Genomic DNA, 16,076 nt, shown 5'->3' on the forward strand with positions numbered 1-16,076 from the left:
CTATTTGGTTTTATAGGGCTCGTTAAAATTCTGATTTGGTTCCAGGTATAATGTCTCGTTGAAATAGTCAAATACCAAGTTGAATTTCATCAGTAATGGAAGACCGATTGTCGTATTTATATAGTTTCCTTCGTTATCCGATTCCTCAAAAATGGCAGGGACATTCATCATTTCATAACCTGCTATATTTAAGTATTCAATACTCCCATTGTAGCCATAAATTTCACCAGAAGCACCAGTTCCTAAATATATTTTCTCAGTGTTTGGTCTATCAAACCCTAGCTTTTCGTTTATGGGTAGGGCTACTGGATCGATTCCCCCTAAATCAATAAAAATGTCATGATCAATGCTTTCTTTACCTTTCATCTTGAGATGCATAGGAATGCTATAAGAACCTTCTGCATTTCGTGTCATTTTGATTTGGTTTCCATTTCCAACATATTCGAAGGTCTCTTTTCTATGTAGAACAACAACTCTTCTATCGAAATCTATCTCCACTACAAAATGTTTGAAGAATGCACCACAAACTTGGCCAGCAATTCCGGGGAAATAATTGAAAAATCCTGATTCCTTTGAAGTTACTAGTGCATCTTGATCTTTAAAAAGAATTTCACCAAATGCAATTGACAAACCATATGCATTACTAGAATTAACGCCATCGCCTTCTCCTGCACCGGTTACTAGTGTGTTACCATCTTTTTGAATGCCTAATGAATCTGTAATATCGCTACCATAAAACCAAAGTTTATCCCACATCACTCCATTATCAATCAGCATTTTAATATCCATTCCGTTCATTCTGGCATCAACCATCAGGTTCATATCATAAAACTCGAATGGGATGATGTATTCGTTTTTTAACTCATCGGCTATGTAAAAACCGGGGGGGGGGCCCAATGAAGAATTTGCCAGGTCAGTAGTGTCTGATTTATTTTCTTTAGACTTTATTTGTGATTGGTTTGAGGATGGTCCACAACTTACTAAAATGGTCAAGAAAATTATACAAAAGAGATTCATTGATTTCAGAATATCGTTCATTTTATTTGTTTCGTTTATCATCATGATATTTAGGATTTACTCTTTCTTTTTCTTCTTTGTGATAATTCATGTAGTAGTTTAATTGCCATGTTTGAATCTTCTTCAGGAACAAAAATGTGATCATGATAATAACCAGCCATAAGGTTACAGCTTATGTGATGATCCGTAAATTTCTTACTGATTATTGCGCTTAAACCAACCAATTCAAGAGAAGAATTTACATTTAACGTAATCCAGTTCATGGTTACGCTATAAGGTAACTTCAAGCTATCAGCTATTTCTTTTTTCAAGACAATAGTTCTGCCTTCAGTTTCAACTATAGAAGCCATTATATTCTCCTCTTTAATATTTTTTACATGATCTATTGAGCAGAAAACAAAGACCCCTTTTTTCAGTTGTGGTGATAGGTTTTTTAAAACGTAATTTATATCAAGTTCCGGGTCCATCAGTTTGCCCTTTTATTCATGAATTTAATGGTTTGCTTAAATTTTATTGCATAAATAAGTAATGAAATTCCAACAACTATGTTTACGATCAAGCCAAGCCATGAAGCTTCAATACCAAATGCTCCTCCAGTCAACCAATGGGGCCCTGTAATAATTGGGCTAATAAATCCACCTTGATCCATCCCTGAATTATTCATGCCGAAAACTCCAGCTTGAAAAAAATTCCAGCTGAAATGAACAGCCCAACCCATCCATATTCTTCGTGTTAATATGAAAGGAGCAATTAATGTAATTTGAATGACACTAATAGAAAGTGATGTGAATATTGTCGCGTTGTCATTGATAAAATGCATTCCTCCAAAAAATAAAGACACGATCAGAAAAGAAATCGCCGTACCTAGTTTCTCTTCTAATAGTCGAAAAATAATAACCGTGAAAATTAATTCTTCAATAAAAGAGCCCTGGGCATATCTGAAAATCCTGGTGATAAGGATGTTCCAGCTATTAATATAATCAATGGTGTAATAGCCTAAAACAAATAGCACAGCTGTGATTATTATCACCATTCCTCCTCCTATTACTATCCCCCAACCCAAATCTATATGCCATCTTTCGAAATTGAATTCAAAGGCTGGCCTTTTTTCGATTCTTTTTGTATAAAACCTATAGGAATAGATCAATAGACCGATAATAATGATTGCTTTAAAGGCCTTTAGTGTCGATAATACAATTACCTCCTCCATTTTATCGAGAATAAATATCGTTATCACATTATTAACCAGGAGCATAGGAATTAAAAATAGGATAGCAATAATAATTCTAGAAAATGGAGAATATATAAATTTCTGAATCCTGTTTTTAGGTATTCTATTTAAGAATAGTTGGTTTGATTTTATAAGTATCATTATTGTGTATTTATGTGCAAAACTCTCAACTATTTGCATTTTTTTATAATAAATGTGATATTCAAGAGATTTAGGTGACAAAATGGGCAAAAGAGTTGATGAATTACGTTTATCACAAATTTTATTTAGGGTAGAAACATTGAATTATATTTGTAAAATGCTAAATCACAGGAAAACTTCATTGCGTAAATTTCTCTTCCATTGTATTTTTTGGATCGGATTATTCCTTTTGACTTTTCTATCACTTGCCAGATACGGTGAGCTTCTGTTTTCTTTTCAATTCAGTTTAGTTTTATTAGGACCACTGATAATTCCCACCTATTTTCACGCTTATATTTTTGAAAGATTTTTCCAGAAAAAGAAATACTATTTTTATGTTGTTATTACATTATTGATCATTTTCAGCTTTGGATACTTCAATGCTTGGCTACTAACTTTATTTCATAAAGAGATCAAATCAGAAACATATTTAACGCTAACTATATTTATGTTTATGTATCCTGGCTTGAAGTATTTAAGGATAGGTAGCAAAACTCAGTTTAAATTAGATTTAGAAGAGAAAAAACGAATTAAAGCAGAAAATGAGTTGCTAAAATCGCAAGTTAACCCCCATTTTATGTTCAATACACTGAATAGCATATATTCTTTAATTATTTCTGAGGATAAAAAGTCTGGAGAAGCTGTTCTAAAACTTTCAGGCTTAATGCGATATATGCTTGAAAATTCAAAAAACAAAACTGTTTCCTTGCAACAAGAATGTGATTTTCTACATAATTATATAGATTTGGAGAGAATTCGCTTGAATGATAGGTGTGAAATTAAATTCGAATTTACAGGTAATTTTGAAGGCAAAAACATATCCCCTATGCTATTCATCCCTTTTGTTGAAAATGCATTTAAACATGGAATAAGCGCACAATCAAACATGAACTATATTAAAATCTTAATGAATTCTGAAAATAAGGAAGTGTCACTTCATGTAGAAAATAGAATAGCACCAGCGAGTAATATTTCAGCGCAAAAACAAAACAAAATTGGGATAGATAATGTCACTCAGAGATTAGATTTGCTATATCCTGAAAAGCATAAGCTTCAAATTTCTGAGGAGGATGGTATATACATCATTGACTTAAGAATACTCCTATGAAACTAAATTGTGTGATCATTGACGATGAGTATTTAGCTCAAAATGTTTTGTTTAGTTATATAGAAAAGCTAAATGATTTACATTTAGTGGCAAGATGTAATACTGCCCTGGAAGCCATAACAACTCTAAATACTCACAAGGTTGATTTGATTTTTTTAGACATTAATATGCCAGAAATTTCAGGCTTAGATATGCTGAAAATGCTAGAAAACCCTCCCAAGGTTATACTGACAACAGCCTATTCTGAATTTGCACTAGAAAGTTATAATTTTGGCGTAGTAGATTATCTATTGAAGCCTATTCCATTTGAACGTTTCGTTAAAGCAGTAAATAGAGTGCATGCATTACTCAGCAAAGGTGATGAACTATCGTCAGAAAAATTTGATGCAAGTATCATGCTCAAACAGGATGGTATATTCTATAAAGTGTTGTTCGAAGATATTCTATTTATGGAGGCCAATGGAAACTATATCAAAGTCTATACAACATCAAAAGAATTCCTGATCAGGGAAAAACTCCACCTTATTGAAAAGCAAATCCCTCCATCCTTGGTGGCGAGATCACATAAATCTTATCTTGTATTCTTAAATAGAATATCAAAAATAAGCGGGAATAAAGTTTTTATTCAGAATTATAAAATCCCAATTGGTGCTTTTTATAAATTGGAATTTCTTAAAAAGATTGAACATAAATATTAAAGATGTATTGGCCCCTCAATACCCCAAAGCAGTCCAATTAATTCTGTCAATATTGACTTTTTTTAAATAATCCGATAATACTTAGAACAAGACCATCGGAATATCAAACGAAGAATAGCCATCAATACTGGATTTAAAGAATTCGAGTCAGCCCAAAGAGCTCTAGCAGGAATAGAAATAGTAAGTATCATTAGAAAGAAGCAGATAGAAAAATCAATAGAAAATTTGCTTGTAAAATTAAATAATGAAGGAATGGGAATCAGATCAATTTCTCGTATACCATAATATTTAATTATATTTGATTTTTAAAATTGAGTTGGATATAAGATGCTATTTTTATCTTAATAACAGCATCTTATTTCTGTCCACAAATCTCCCAGCCGATAATTCATAAAAATAAATTCCAGATACCATGGCATTCCCATTAGCATCATTGCCATTCCATTGAATACTATAATTTCCCGCTGGCTGTCGAGAACTAACAAGTGTATTAATTAGTTGACCAATAGAGTTGTAAATTTTCAATTGAACAAAGGCTCCTCTATTGATATCATATTTAATTTGGGTAGCTGAATTAAAAGGATTGGGGTAATTTATTTCAAGATGGTGAATCTGCTCCTTTTCAATTTCTTCTTCAATACTAGAAGGGAGATCCATAGCATAGCGCATTTTATTAGTTGAGTTGATGGCGGAGATAATAAATAAAGTATCTCCTGAAACAGCCATCCCATTTGGGTTCTTAAAGGAAACGTCAGGAACTATACCATCTTTATCAAGGTATTCTCCATCACCAGCATAAACGGAAACTTCACCATCCAATGTGGTTTTGTAAATTTTATTTTCGCTAATTGCGGAACTAAAAAGCGAGGCTTTCCAAAATTTTAAATACCCAATTTTCCATTGCCCAGTAGCTGGAATAGTAGCAAAAAGCTCTTGTGTGCCATCCGTATTGATTTTTGTTATTCTACCATCTCCAAGATTACTAATGTAATAGTTTCCTTCTTCATCTTGGGTTGCTCCGCTAGGCTTATAAATCGATCCTCCCGAAGCAAATGTGCTGATATTACCTTCTGGTGTTACTTTTATCACTTTCCCAGGATTTGGATGTGCTAGACCAGGATTAATCGTGCAAATAATATCGCCATTATAATCTTTATATAATGATGCAACACCCACCGATGATTGAACAAATATAGTAGAACTACCATCAGGGGCTATTTTTAGTAAGCGACCATTTTGGTAGCTGCTTCCTATGATGGTATCATTATCTCCCCAAACCATGTCAACAATACCTACAAATCCACTTGCAAATACTGAAACAGTTCCATCTGGGGCAATTTTATAAATGTTTGAACTATCCCATCCTCCAGATGCGAAGATACTTCCATCCTCATGATATAATATGGCATCTACATTTATACTGCTTGAGAGGTCTCGGCTACTTATTTCCTGTGCGTTTAATACATTTGAAAATGCAAGTAGTATGCAGATCGAAAGAAAATTGATATAATCTGTACTTATTTGTTTCATAATTTACTCTATTTAATTGATTATTATTTTGGGCGAAAATAGAGCATAATCTAGCAATAAGGGACTTTCTCGATGGAGAGAGACTAATAGTTAAAAAAAATACCAAGATTTAAGTGTTATCTTCTTTCATCATGTTTTCTTTCATAAACTCTGTTGGACTTTTTCCAACAAACTTCTTAAAAATCTTATGAAATGATGATTTACTGTTAAAACCTGCATCATATGCGATGGCAATTATTGTCAGATTTTTGTTTTCTTCCTTTAGTAATTGAGTTTTAACTTCATCAACTCGATACTTGTTAATGAATTCGTAGAAGTTCATTTTATAGTGCTGATTGATTACTTGTGACAAAGTATGCTGTTTAATATCCAATGCCTTCGCTAGATTTGATAAGTTAATTTCACTATCCAAATAGAGTTTCTTATCAATCATTGCTTCATCCAGTTTTTTGGAATACTTACTTAAATCAGATGCTGAGAGTGTGGAAGTTTTATACTTGGTCTTGCTGATTTCCAATTGAAAAAGCTTCTCGGGTTGCTGAATAAACGTATAAGCAATAACAAATATAAAAATGCTCAATGAAATTGAGATAAATTGCATGATTTCGATGCTGGTTTGATCGGAAATAAAAGAAGCACCCATTCCCACCAAATCAAGAACTTTATATATAGCATACACCAATACTAATCTTTTTATCCCATCAATATGCTCAAAACTGGTATTTGCAAAACCCTTTTTATAATTCTTTTCGAAATCCCATATTACATATATGCTTGCTGCTAAATATGCAAAACTATAGACAATGATGAACCCAGAACTTAATGACAAACTTTTAGGTGAAGTAATATAATTTTCAAGCCAATGAATTTTTATTTCAGCAAATAAAAGATAGAACGGGATTACATCTATCAACATATAAACAAAGGGGGATAAATGAAGCAATTCATACCACTTAAATCTATAATTTGCATGAACACCTATTTTAACATAAAAATAAAATGCAGGCGGTAAGACATACCAAAGCAAAAAGGAGGAGCCTATTAAATGCGGGAACATCTTATAAAGATGACTGAGTACAATAAAATTAGAAAATAGTAGGATGGTAATTGTAAAAAGAAATAGAGCTAAAAAGCGGTTGGCTTTTTTATTCCCTTTCTGATGCCTGAATATATTTATAGAAAATACAAATCCAAATACAATAGAAATGGATATAATGATTACCCATGGAGTAATTAACACAGTAGTTTCAGGGTTCTGTAGCATTGATTAGGCAAAGGTAAAATAATTTCTATTTACACACCAACAAACGATAATTAAGGCTCAAGCACTATCTTTATCCCAGAATTATCACCCTACAAGCAGTTTATTTCAAATTGAGATTCACCTTAAGCTATAGAAATGTAGAGGAATTGCTTTCCATAAGAGGAATAGAGGTTGAGCATTCTACTATTCAAATATGGTTTTTATTTTAGCCCTTTGATTGAAGCGAACATGCATAAAAGGAAACAGAAGGTCAATAATAGTTGGAGGATGGATGAAACCCAAGGCCACTGCTTTTAAAACTTTTTTTCTTTAGCTGTATAATAATTAATTATATTTGATTTTTAATTTTAACGTTGGATTAATGTGACAGAACCTTCTAAGTATTTTTATCTGGGGATTTTATTTTTTGGTTATAGGTCTGCTCTTAGTTTTTATTCCTGGCAAAAACACTAGTTCTGTTTGGGTTGATAAATTTAGATTGTAAATTTGTATGCGTTTATTTTATGCATTAAAAACTTTATATTTGTCGCATATGACATCTTCTATTCTATGAGTGAATTGACTATTTGGCTTGTAATTGCTATCCTGGCTATATTTCAGGGATTTTTTTTATCCGTGGTTATTATTATTAAATCTGCAGGAAAAAACTCTGCGAATCTACTATTGGGCCTATTTATTTTATTAATCTCTTTGTCGTTGATTGGAAGAATATCCCCTAATTTTTCAGCATTGAAAGACTCTTTTCTTCTGGGTGGTTTGATGGACATTATTATTTTCAGCTATGGGCCATTGTCCTTTCTTTATCTTAAAAATTTGTTTGAGGAGAAATACTTTCCTGGTTGGAAAGATTATCTCCATTATGTTCCTTTGGCAATATTTCTATGCTATTTCTTTTTCCGGTTGTTATTACCCCGACAGTTTGAGAACTCTATTTTTTATGCCAACCTAGGGTATGTATATTTCTTTTTGGAATTAATGGCGATAGTGCAAAACGCGATTTACATCACTATTGGGTACAAAATGGTGAATGACTATGAAAAAAGGTTTGTAAAAGAATTGTCGTTTTTACCTCAGGTAAAATACATCAAGATTTTTCTGGCAGTTATTTCTGTAATCATTTTATTGTGGTTTTATGGATTTGTTTCCAAGTTTGTCGATGGCCTTCAATTTAGCACAGTTTTCACCTATAACTTCGTTTGGGTGTTGATTTCCTTTTTAACTTTTTTGTTTGCCTATTTTAGTTTTTTCGATTCAGACATACTATCCATTCCTGAAAAACAGGCTAAATATGAACAAGGTTATTTTTCAGATGATTTTTACATCGACCTCAATGAGAAATTGGAAAAAGTAATGAATTCTGAAAAACCTTTTCTAAACCCTAAATTAACATTAAATGAACTAGCCAGACAGATGGGTAAAAAACAACGGGATTTATCGAGGGTAATCAATGAATACCACAACAAGAATTTTTATGAATTTGTCAATACCTATCGAATTCAAAAGTTCAAAGAATTGGTACAACTGGAAGAAAATAAAAATTACACAATTCTTTTCCTGGCTTATGAGTCAGGATTTAATTCTAAAGCCACTTTTAATTCTGCTTTTAAGAAAATAACGGAACTCACTCCACGTGAGTATATTAACAAAATTGCAAGTTAACTTCAACTTTTTTTTAGCAAGTAAATTTGTCCGAAAGTAAGTGTTCGGACGATTAATACGTTTTGCCAACATAGTTTTGCTTCATATTTAATAATTAAAAGTAAAATCATGAAATACATTATTACATTGCTTCTTTGCAGTATAATTCTACAATTATCCGCCCAGTATGTGAGTACAATTGCTACTATTCCAACTAATTTCGGTGACGGCATGATAGTCTCTCCAGATGGTGATGTGCTGGTTTCGGGTGGATGGAACAAGGATAATATTTTAAAAATTACAACCGAGGGTGTTGTATCAGACTATGTGACCGGATTGCCCGGACCGGTAGGAATGGGTTTTGATTCAGAAGGAAACCTTTACGTTTCAAATTATTCTGGTAATTCAATTAGCAAAGTTACTCCGGAAGGGGTTGTTTCAGAATTTGCTTCTGAGTTGGATGGCCCGGCAGGCTTGATAGTTAGTGATGGTGATGAAATATTCGTTACTTTATACGGAGCAAATTTCAGTGGGAATGGCAAAACTGTGCTCAAATTCGACTTAGACGGGAATTCTGAAATATATGCTTTTGGTTCTGGTATTAAGGATGCCATTGGAATTACAATGGATGAAAATCAATTAATGTATGTAACCAATTTTGCTGGTGGAGATGTTTTCACAGTTGATTCAAATCAAATTATCTCCAACTTCAGTATGGTTGCCGGAGCCAGTATCAATCAGATTGTTTATGCTGATAACTATGTGTATATCCCCAGTCCGAACCTGAGAAAAATTTTTCGGGTCAATACCACTGATGGAATTGCGGAACATTATGCCGGCACAGGCGGAAATCAGATAGTTGATGGTGAGTTGTTGGAAGCTCAGTTTAATAAGCCAAATAGTTGTGCAATAAGTCAAACAGGTGACACCCTCTATATCCTCGATGGTGCTCTTGGTAAGATTAGAATGATTCATATGAGCGAAATAACAGGTATTAACAGCAACAAAGAAAAGCCTAACAATTTTAATCTCGAACAAAACTATCCCAATCCATTTTCTTTAGCAACAAGTATCAATTTTACTTTAAATGAAGAAGAATTCGTAACACTTACCGTATATAATTTACAGGGTATATTGATTGAGCAGATTATCTCTACTACATTAAGTGCAGGAAATCACAGTGTGTTATTCAGTGCAAAAAATATTCCTAAGGGATTTTATTTTTATCAACTTGCTACAAGTAATTTTGTAGAAACAAAGAAAATGTTATTAAAGAGATAGCTAACTCAGTTAAAAATTAAATAAAATGAAACAATTAGGAACCATATTTGCTGTTCTATATATAATTCTTCTACTCTATTCTTGCGACTTTCAACCTTCTGACAAAAAGGATAAAAACCTTAATCAAGACTTAAAAGTTGTGTCGGATAGTATATCAATGCTGATGTCCAAATACCTTTACAATAGTACAGAACTTAGCACATACGAATATCTTGCTTTAGAAAAGAAAGTGATGGGTCTTGCGAAAACAGTCCAAACAAAACAAGAATTTATAAACGGGTTCAATGAGTTATGGAAAGATGGGTAGTGTACCATATGGCGCTTTTCCTTTTTCATGAAATTTATCTGCCTTAATATGAGCATCTTATAATAATTAAACCAATCAAATTCCAAAAGTATTGAAGTCTCCCATCAATAATGAAATTCCTTAGAGCCCGTTAAACAAGCGTTTTACTTTTTATAGTGTACCATATGGCACCTGACAAAATTATAAAATGTCTATTTTGATGAAATCAAATTATAATAAATGTATTTATTGCAAAGGTTTTTGCATAAAGAAAGGGAAAGGGTTTTTAATGAAAATGGATTGTTATATTTATTGATGGCTGAAGATAAAATTGATCAATTAAATCTGCATCTTTTTAATGGTTCCCCAATGATTTTATTGAATACTATATCTTGATACTAAAAATGAATTATTATGCACCAAACCTAACCCCTTAATACCCCAGAGCAGTCCAACTAATTTTGTCAATATTGACTTTTTTAAATAATGCAATAAAACATAGAGCAGGATCATCTGGATACCATGAGAAGAATAGCCATCAATACTGGATTTAAAGAATTCGAGTCAGATCAAAAAACTCTAGCAGGAATAGAGATAATAAATATTATTTGAAAGAATCAGATAGAAAATCCCAAGGCCACTGCTTTCAAAACATTTTATTTTTTAGTTGTATCATATTTAATTATATTTTATTTTTAATTTAACTTTGGATTAATGCGACAGAACCATGAAGCAACACTTAAAATAATTCATACGGAGCTTAATTCTATATGATGATTTGGAATTGATAATTTTCAAAACTAAATCTTCTCTCTTTTTTGAAAACTACTAGTCTCTCTCCATCGAGAAAGACGATTATTAATCATCGGCACTTTACATTTGCCTCAAAATTTATTAATTCAAAATAAAGAAAATAATGAAAAATCTGATTATGATATTTTGCCTCATACTTGTGGTTCCCATAATTACAAAATCACAAACATTTACAGCAATTGATGTTTACAATACCGCAACTGGTAGTGGGACAGGATTTATTGATTTTGATAACGACGGATATCAGGATTTAATTCAAATTGGGGGAAATGGCAACAAATTATGGAGAAACAATGGAAATGACAATTTTACTGAATTTGATGCTGGTGAGTTTTCAGAATTAATGCAGATTTCCATTGGCTTTAGCTGCGCCGATTATGATAACGATGGTGATTTGGATATATACCTGGCCAACGGACCATCAGAATTGAATCCTCAATATGGTTCAATACTATGGAGAAATGATGGCAATTCTAATTATTCAATGGCTACAGAGGGTGTCATTGGAGCCGAAAATGATTATTTCTCATTTTCCGGAATCTGGTCAGATTACGACAATGACGGTTTTGTAGATTTATTTTTACCCACAGGTACAAGTGGACTTATTCCTAATACAAACTATAAGAATCTACTTTTCCATAATATTGGTAATGGAACTTTTTCCAGAGATACGATTAGTGCTATTGTAAACGAAGCATTCGATCATTATAAAACGGCAACCTGGTCAGATTATGATCAGGATGGAGATCTAGATCTTTCCATTGGAGTATTTAATCAGTTTACAGCTGAAGAATCATATTGTTACTTTTATATTAATCAGCTCATCGAAACTGGAGAAGCTGAGTTTATCCGGGACACAGAATCACCTTATGCAAACGAACAAATGCAAGCAATGAATATAAGATGGATTGATTTTGATAATGATGGCGATTTAGATATGTATGCAATAAATGCAGGACGAGGATCGGGCAATACATATGGTCCGGGCACTACCAACACTTTGTATAAAAATGAAGGTAATAGCCAGTTTGTTAAAATAACGGACCTGCAAATTACACAGGACATTGGTCAGTTTAATGCCCAAATGTGGGAAGACTTTGATAACGATGGTGACCTGGATTTATATTTGGCAACTCAGGCAAGTGGACCACCGTGGTTTGATCAAGGTGCTAATATGTATTATAGAAATTCAGGCTATCCGGATTATACATTTACAAAAATTGAAAATATAAATATTGCAAGTCCGGGAAATACATGTTACGGATTTGCAAATGCTGACTATGATAACGATGGTGATATAGATCTTTTTGTTTCATACTTTACTGTACAAGGCGCTGTAAAAAATGATATACTTTATAGTAACAACACAGATGGTCAAAAAAATTGGATAGGTATCAAATGTTTAGGAAGTAAAACAAACAGTCCAAATTCAGCAGGCTCAAACAAATCAGCAATTGGAACAAAAGTACGTTTGAAAGCTAGCATTAATGGCGTTTCATATTGGCAAATTAGAGAAATTGCAAGCAATGATGGCTTACTGGAGCAAAGCGACATGCGAGTTCATTTTGGACTGGATGGAGCCTTACAAGCCGATTCCATTATTATTGAATGGCCATCAGGAATCATAGAATCATATTCTGATATTGAATCAAATGAATATTATATTGCCAATGAAGGAGAAGGTGTTTTAGATCCCATCATTACTTCAGTGGATAATAATGAAAGTAAAAATATTCTCAGTAAAATTAGGCTATCAGAAAATTTCCCCAATCCTTTTAATCATTCCACAAGCATAAATTATAGATTAACAAGCAAAGCTTTTGTTAAGCTTCAAATCTATAATGAAAGTGGCAGACTTTTAAGAACCATTGTTAATAATAATCAGCAAGCAGGTGATTATGTTGTTCAATGGAACGGAACTGACATGAATGGAAACGCACTGTCATCTGGCGTATATATTTATAAACTATCGGTTGACAATATTAGCGAAAGAAGAAAAATGTATTTATTGAGATAAGTATAGCAGTTTTTTTAAAAAACTTTAAATAAATGAGCTTCGGATGATCCGCTTTTAATTATTAAATCAAGTAGATGATAAGATTCCATCAGATCTATTGGAATTGTCTTACTCTGGCTAATTCATCTAATCTCAGGAGACTCATCCTACTTATAAGTAACTTTTTTAAACTACCCTTCTCTATTTTCGTCAATAAAGCAGCCTCCCTTCAAACTTTTTTAGTATTTCAAAAAATTAAATACCTTATTGCCATATGGTTCTGGCGCATTAATTACTCAGAGGTAAATTAATTTCTATTTTTACCCACCAGTAAAACAATAATTGATGTTCAAGCACCACCGATATCCCAGAATTATAATACTTCAGGCAGTCTATTTTAAATTAAGATTCACATTAAGCTATAGGGATGTGGAAGAATTGCTTTTAATAAGAGGCGTAAAGGTAGATCACTCTATTCTTGAGCCGTATAATATATAATTATATTTGATTTTTAATTTTAACGTTGAATTAATGCGACAGAACCCTCCCTAGCCCTTAAGGAATCTTAGATACAGGATTAAGTAGGGGAGTTGAGCGTTTTGTTTTAGTGTGGTCACTTTGCTCTGGCGGACATGGTCAGTTTGCTCTGGCTTTGGGTGGTCTAGGGCAGCGGTTTTTCCAGTTTGTTAAGTAGGTTTTCTCATTTTAGCAAGAACCCAGAACCATTCAGATACTTTGGTTTAGTTTCTTGAGTCTAGATAAATAAGACTGAAAGAAATTCCTTTGTGAATGTACATCTAGATAGGAGGAAAAGCTTAACTGCTCAACATTTTCGGTTTGATGAAGCATTGAATTCATTATTTCTACAAAAGTTATTTCCCTTATACCAGCTTGTTCCGAAAGGACCTTAAATTGTTTAACTATTTTACCATGGGTTAGTTCTCTTGGAAGAAGGCCATCCTCCAAAGCAAAGTCTTTGTCGTCAATATGTATTCTACTATTTAGTAAGTCATAGGCTGGGCTCAATTTAAAATCTCCCAAAGAGGTTTCTATTAGTGAGAAATTCTTCAAATGAGCATCCCCATTTGAAAATAAATAATTAAAAATGATGATCTTCAAAAGCTTTGGAGCCTCTATAAGATAAGCAGGAACATGCTTTTTTAAAATTTTAAATAGATCCAAATAATTTCCAGTGTATTTATACTGTTCCCCATATGTCTGTGGAGTCTTTCCTGCTAGAGATGCAAAATCTTCTTGTGCTAACTTTGAACCATCATCTTTTACATCAAATCTCTTTGTAATATATGCTGGCTCTCCATTTTTAAAAAAGATGAGTGCATTTTCAGCAGTTTCAATTCCATATACTTGTTTTGCTATTTGCATAGTCAGGTGTTCATTAGCTGGCATTTGTTCCTGCCTTTTCCCAATGCTTGGAATAGGCTTAAGTATATACGCTCCTTTTTCACCTTCTTTGATGAGTCTTAGTTTATTTTTTTCAAGCAATACAGAAAATTTCTCTTGCACTCCAGAAATGGAAATTCGTTTTCGGTTGTCATCAAACAATTCATCTGTTTCAGGGTTTGAAGCAGGTGAATCATATGGCAATATATGATGTACTTTTTTTCCTCGGAAGACCTTTGTCAAACAAGCTCTGCTATAGGAGCTATATCCTTCTGCTAATGTTCCAGGACAATATTTTAATTCATTTAAAATCATACAATTAGTCTATTTTAATGACTCTTATAGCACCTATATTATCAGTCTTTGCTGTTGTAAGTAGTAAACCAAAGTGATCATTTGTGTCCAATCGATTTAGTTTACAAACTACTTGTTTGTTTGAACCCTCAGGTAACATATTATAAAAAAATGGAAATATGAATTCTGAATGGTACTCTTGCTGCTTCTTAGGCATTGTTAAACTAATAGCAGGTTTGCCATCATCATTTATCCATGAATGGTGATATTGGAAAGTGAATGACCCTTCATTATGTTGAGTCAGTATACCTGCTTCCTGGTTTTTATAAAGTATTTTCGCTTGTCTCATCAATCAGTTGCTTCTTAACTCTTAAACATAGCTCTAAACCTAAAGTATCAGCTAATTTCTGTATAGTTTGTAATGTGGGATTCCCTTTACCACTCTCAAACTGCTTCAATGTTCTTAATCCTACTCCAGATATTTTTGCCAAGTTTTCTTGGTTTACTTGTAGGTTCTCCCTACGTTCTTTTATGGTACTTATTAAATCTAGAAGGTGCATTTTAAAGCTCTTTTATTTGCAATAATACAAAAATATCCAATAAATTCGATTAAAAGAGCAATAAATTACACTATTTGAAGGTGTTTTGTATCTAGAACATCATATCAATACAAATAGTGCCGTATTTAGCACCAAATACATGTCGTTTTATGTAGTGTAGCCTTGGTCATCTGATCAAAATGTGAAATGTCTATTTTGATGACAGCTAGCACTAAGATTTGGCCAATTACCATTATACCTTTCAAATTCAATTCCGACAAGATTGACAAAATCAAACATCAAAAACCTGCATATAATCTGTCTGTATTGAAAATGTAGACTGGTTGCCCTTTTAAGGTGCCAAAATGCTGTAAGATGCGCTGTTTTGCGCACTCTGCATTTTTCAACTGCCTGAAAAACAATGGTATAAAATAATGACTTATCCACTGGCTTCAAAAGGTCAACGGTTCGATTCCGCTATTCTCCACTCAGAATACTAAAGGGTTATAAGTTTTACTTATAGCTCTTTTTTTAGTTTTAATACACGAATATATACGAAAGCATAGGATAAAGTTTTATTCAATCCTTAATTAAGCTAAATCTCATAACAACCAGTAATTAATTGGTTATTGTTCAATAATCCCCCATAGAACTTCATGATTTTTCGATATAGTGGTCTAGCCCCCTATTAATCGGACTATTTTAATTTAGGTTCAAATATATGTGTTTTTCATTACTTATTTTCATAATATTGCTTTAGCAAGAAACGACTGAAGGTGACCTTTCTGCCGGTGGTTGTT

Annotated in this window: 14 protein-coding genes and 2 pseudogenes; 8 read left to right on the forward strand and 8 right to left on the reverse strand. The window is 32.8% G+C overall.

What is annotated here, in order from left to right; genetic code table 11:
• From HNS40_RS17395 to HNS40_RS17405, 3 genes are read right to left on the reverse strand one after another with little or no spacing between them, the layout of a single operon-like run.
• Window positions 1–1,062 (reverse strand): hypothetical protein, encoded by a 1,062-nt coding sequence (locus HNS40_RS17395; protein WP_172283215.1) that lies wholly within the window; start codon window positions 1,060–1,062, stop codon window positions 1–3.
• Between the two features lie 5 nt (window positions 1,063–1,067).
• A complete protein-coding gene (locus HNS40_RS17400) occupies window positions 1,068–1,484 on the reverse strand; it encodes an ACT domain-containing protein (protein ID WP_172283217.1) in 417 nt (138 codons plus the stop codon).
• Window positions 1,484–2,389: a CPBP family intramembrane glutamic endopeptidase gene (locus HNS40_RS17405; protein WP_172283219.1), complete on the reverse strand. Its 906-nt coding sequence runs from the start codon at window positions 2,387–2,389 to the stop codon at window positions 1,484–1,486. The genes HNS40_RS17400 and HNS40_RS17405 overlap by 1 nt, the downstream gene beginning before the upstream one ends.
• A gap of 487 nt (window positions 2,390–2,876) precedes the next feature.
• Between HNS40_RS17405 and HNS40_RS17410 the strand changes: the two genes are divergently transcribed.
• The 3 genes and pseudogenes from HNS40_RS17410 to HNS40_RS17420 form a co-directional block, all read left to right on the forward strand.
• The gene (locus tag HNS40_RS17410) at window positions 2,877–3,536 is read left to right on the forward strand and encodes a sensor histidine kinase (protein ID WP_172283221.1); all 660 of its coding nucleotides are present in this window, start codon (window positions 2,877–2,879) and stop codon (window positions 3,534–3,536) included.
• Window positions 3,533–4,234 (forward strand): LytTR family DNA-binding domain-containing protein, encoded by a 702-nt coding sequence (locus HNS40_RS17415; RefSeq protein ID WP_172283223.1) that lies wholly within the window; start codon window positions 3,533–3,535, stop codon window positions 4,232–4,234. The genes HNS40_RS17410 and HNS40_RS17415 overlap by 4 nt, the downstream gene beginning before the upstream one ends.
• A gap of 81 nt (window positions 4,235–4,315) precedes the next feature.
• Window positions 4,316–4,519: pseudogene (locus HNS40_RS17420) on the forward strand (DDE-type integrase/transposase/recombinase); the annotation flags it as partial.
• 51 nt (window positions 4,520–4,570) lie between these two features.
• On the opposite strand, the gene HNS40_RS17425 reads toward HNS40_RS17420, so the two are convergent.
• Together HNS40_RS17425 and HNS40_RS17430 are read right to left on the reverse strand one after the other, a co-directional pair.
• Window positions 4,571–5,764: a FlgD immunoglobulin-like domain containing protein gene (locus HNS40_RS17425; RefSeq protein ID WP_172283225.1), complete on the reverse strand. Its 1,194-nt coding sequence runs from the start codon at window positions 5,762–5,764 to the stop codon at window positions 4,571–4,573.
• Window positions 5,765–5,873: 109 nt separating this feature from the next.
• Window positions 5,874–7,028: a helix-turn-helix domain-containing protein gene (locus tag HNS40_RS17430; RefSeq protein WP_172283227.1), complete on the reverse strand. Its 1,155-nt coding sequence runs from the start codon at window positions 7,026–7,028 to the stop codon at window positions 5,874–5,876.
• A gap of 729 nt (window positions 7,029–7,757) precedes the next feature.
• Between HNS40_RS17430 and HNS40_RS17435 the strand changes: the two genes are divergently transcribed.
• The 5 genes and pseudogenes from HNS40_RS17435 to HNS40_RS23260 all read left to right on the forward strand — a co-directional run.
• Window positions 7,758–8,687 (forward strand): AraC family transcriptional regulator, encoded by a 930-nt coding sequence (locus tag HNS40_RS17435; protein ID WP_172283229.1) that lies wholly within the window; start codon window positions 7,758–7,760, stop codon window positions 8,685–8,687.
• A gap of 108 nt (window positions 8,688–8,795) precedes the next feature.
• Window positions 8,796–9,947, forward strand: coding sequence for a T9SS type A sorting domain-containing protein (locus tag HNS40_RS17440; RefSeq protein WP_172283231.1), 1,152 nt, complete (start codon window positions 8,796–8,798; stop codon window positions 9,945–9,947).
• Window positions 9,948–9,972: 25 nt separating this feature from the next.
• Entirely contained in the window at window positions 9,973–10,254 is a 282-nt protein-coding gene (locus HNS40_RS17445; RefSeq protein WP_172283233.1) for a hypothetical protein, read from the forward strand.
• An 895-nt stretch (window positions 10,255–11,149) separates the two neighbouring features.
• Window positions 11,150–13,063, forward strand: a complete 1,914-nt coding sequence (locus tag HNS40_RS17450) for an FG-GAP-like repeat-containing protein (RefSeq protein ID WP_172283235.1) — start codon at window positions 11,150–11,152, stop codon at window positions 13,061–13,063.
• Window positions 13,064–13,420: 357 nt separating this feature from the next.
• Window positions 13,421–13,522 (forward strand): annotated as a pseudogene (locus HNS40_RS23260) (IS6 family transposase); the annotation flags it as partial.
• A 246-nt stretch (window positions 13,523–13,768) separates the two neighbouring features.
• Here HNS40_RS23260 and HNS40_RS17455 read toward each other — a convergent pair.
• From HNS40_RS17455 to HNS40_RS17465, 3 genes are read right to left on the reverse strand one after another with little or no spacing between them, the layout of a single operon-like run.
• Window positions 13,769–14,758 (reverse strand): type II toxin-antitoxin system HipA family toxin, encoded by a 990-nt coding sequence (locus HNS40_RS17455; protein WP_172283237.1) that lies wholly within the window; start codon window positions 14,756–14,758, stop codon window positions 13,769–13,771.
• A 4-nt stretch (window positions 14,759–14,762) separates the two neighbouring features.
• Complete coding sequence (locus tag HNS40_RS17460) at window positions 14,763–15,086, reverse strand: HipA N-terminal domain-containing protein (RefSeq protein WP_172283239.1); 324 nt, start codon at window positions 15,084–15,086, stop codon at window positions 14,763–14,765.
• Complete coding sequence (locus HNS40_RS17465) at window positions 15,061–15,297, reverse strand: helix-turn-helix domain-containing protein (RefSeq protein ID WP_172283241.1); 237 nt, start codon at window positions 15,295–15,297, stop codon at window positions 15,061–15,063. The genes HNS40_RS17460 and HNS40_RS17465 overlap by 26 nt, the downstream gene beginning before the upstream one ends.
• Window positions 15,298–16,076: the final 779 nt, after the last annotated feature.

The sequence above is a fragment of the Lentimicrobium sp. S6 genome, from assembly GCF_013166635.1.
Taxonomy (GTDB): Bacteria; Bacteroidota; Bacteroidia; order Bacteroidales; family UBA12170; genus UBA12170.

Bases quoted from the DNA above. Each gene is read 5' to 3' on its own strand.
- HNS40_RS17395 (WP_172283215.1), bottom strand. From the start codon at position 1,062: ATGATGATAAACGAAACAAATAAAATGAACGATATTCTGAAATCAATG.
- HNS40_RS17400 (WP_172283217.1), bottom strand. From the start codon at position 1,484: ATGGACCCGGAACTTGATATAAATTACGTTTTAAAAAACCTATCACCA.
- HNS40_RS17405 (WP_172283219.1), bottom strand. From the start codon at position 2,389: ATGATACTTATAAAATCAAACCAACTATTCTTAAATAGAATACCTAAA.
- HNS40_RS17410 (WP_172283221.1), top strand. From the start codon at position 2,877: ATGTTTATGTATCCTGGCTTGAAGTATTTAAGGATAGGTAGCAAAACT.
- HNS40_RS17415 (WP_172283223.1), top strand. From the start codon at position 3,533: ATGAAACTAAATTGTGTGATCATTGACGATGAGTATTTAGCTCAAAAT.
- HNS40_RS17425 (WP_172283225.1), bottom strand. From the start codon at position 5,764: ATGAAACAAATAAGTACAGATTATATCAATTTTCTTTCGATCTGCATA.
- HNS40_RS17430 (WP_172283227.1), bottom strand. From the start codon at position 7,028: ATGCTACAGAACCCTGAAACTACTGTGTTAATTACTCCATGGGTAATC.
- HNS40_RS17440 (WP_172283231.1), top strand. From the start codon at position 8,796: ATGAAATACATTATTACATTGCTTCTTTGCAGTATAATTCTACAATTA.
- HNS40_RS17445 (WP_172283233.1), top strand. From the start codon at position 9,973: ATGAAACAATTAGGAACCATATTTGCTGTTCTATATATAATTCTTCTA.
- HNS40_RS17450 (WP_172283235.1), top strand. From the start codon at position 11,150: ATGAAAAATCTGATTATGATATTTTGCCTCATACTTGTGGTTCCCATA.
- HNS40_RS17455 (WP_172283237.1), bottom strand. From the start codon at position 14,758: ATGATTTTAAATGAATTAAAATATTGTCCTGGAACATTAGCAGAAGGA.
- HNS40_RS17460 (WP_172283239.1), bottom strand. From the start codon at position 15,086: ATGAGACAAGCGAAAATACTTTATAAAAACCAGGAAGCAGGTATACTG.
- HNS40_RS17465 (WP_172283241.1), bottom strand. From the start codon at position 15,297: ATGCACCTTCTAGATTTAATAAGTACCATAAAAGAACGTAGGGAGAAC.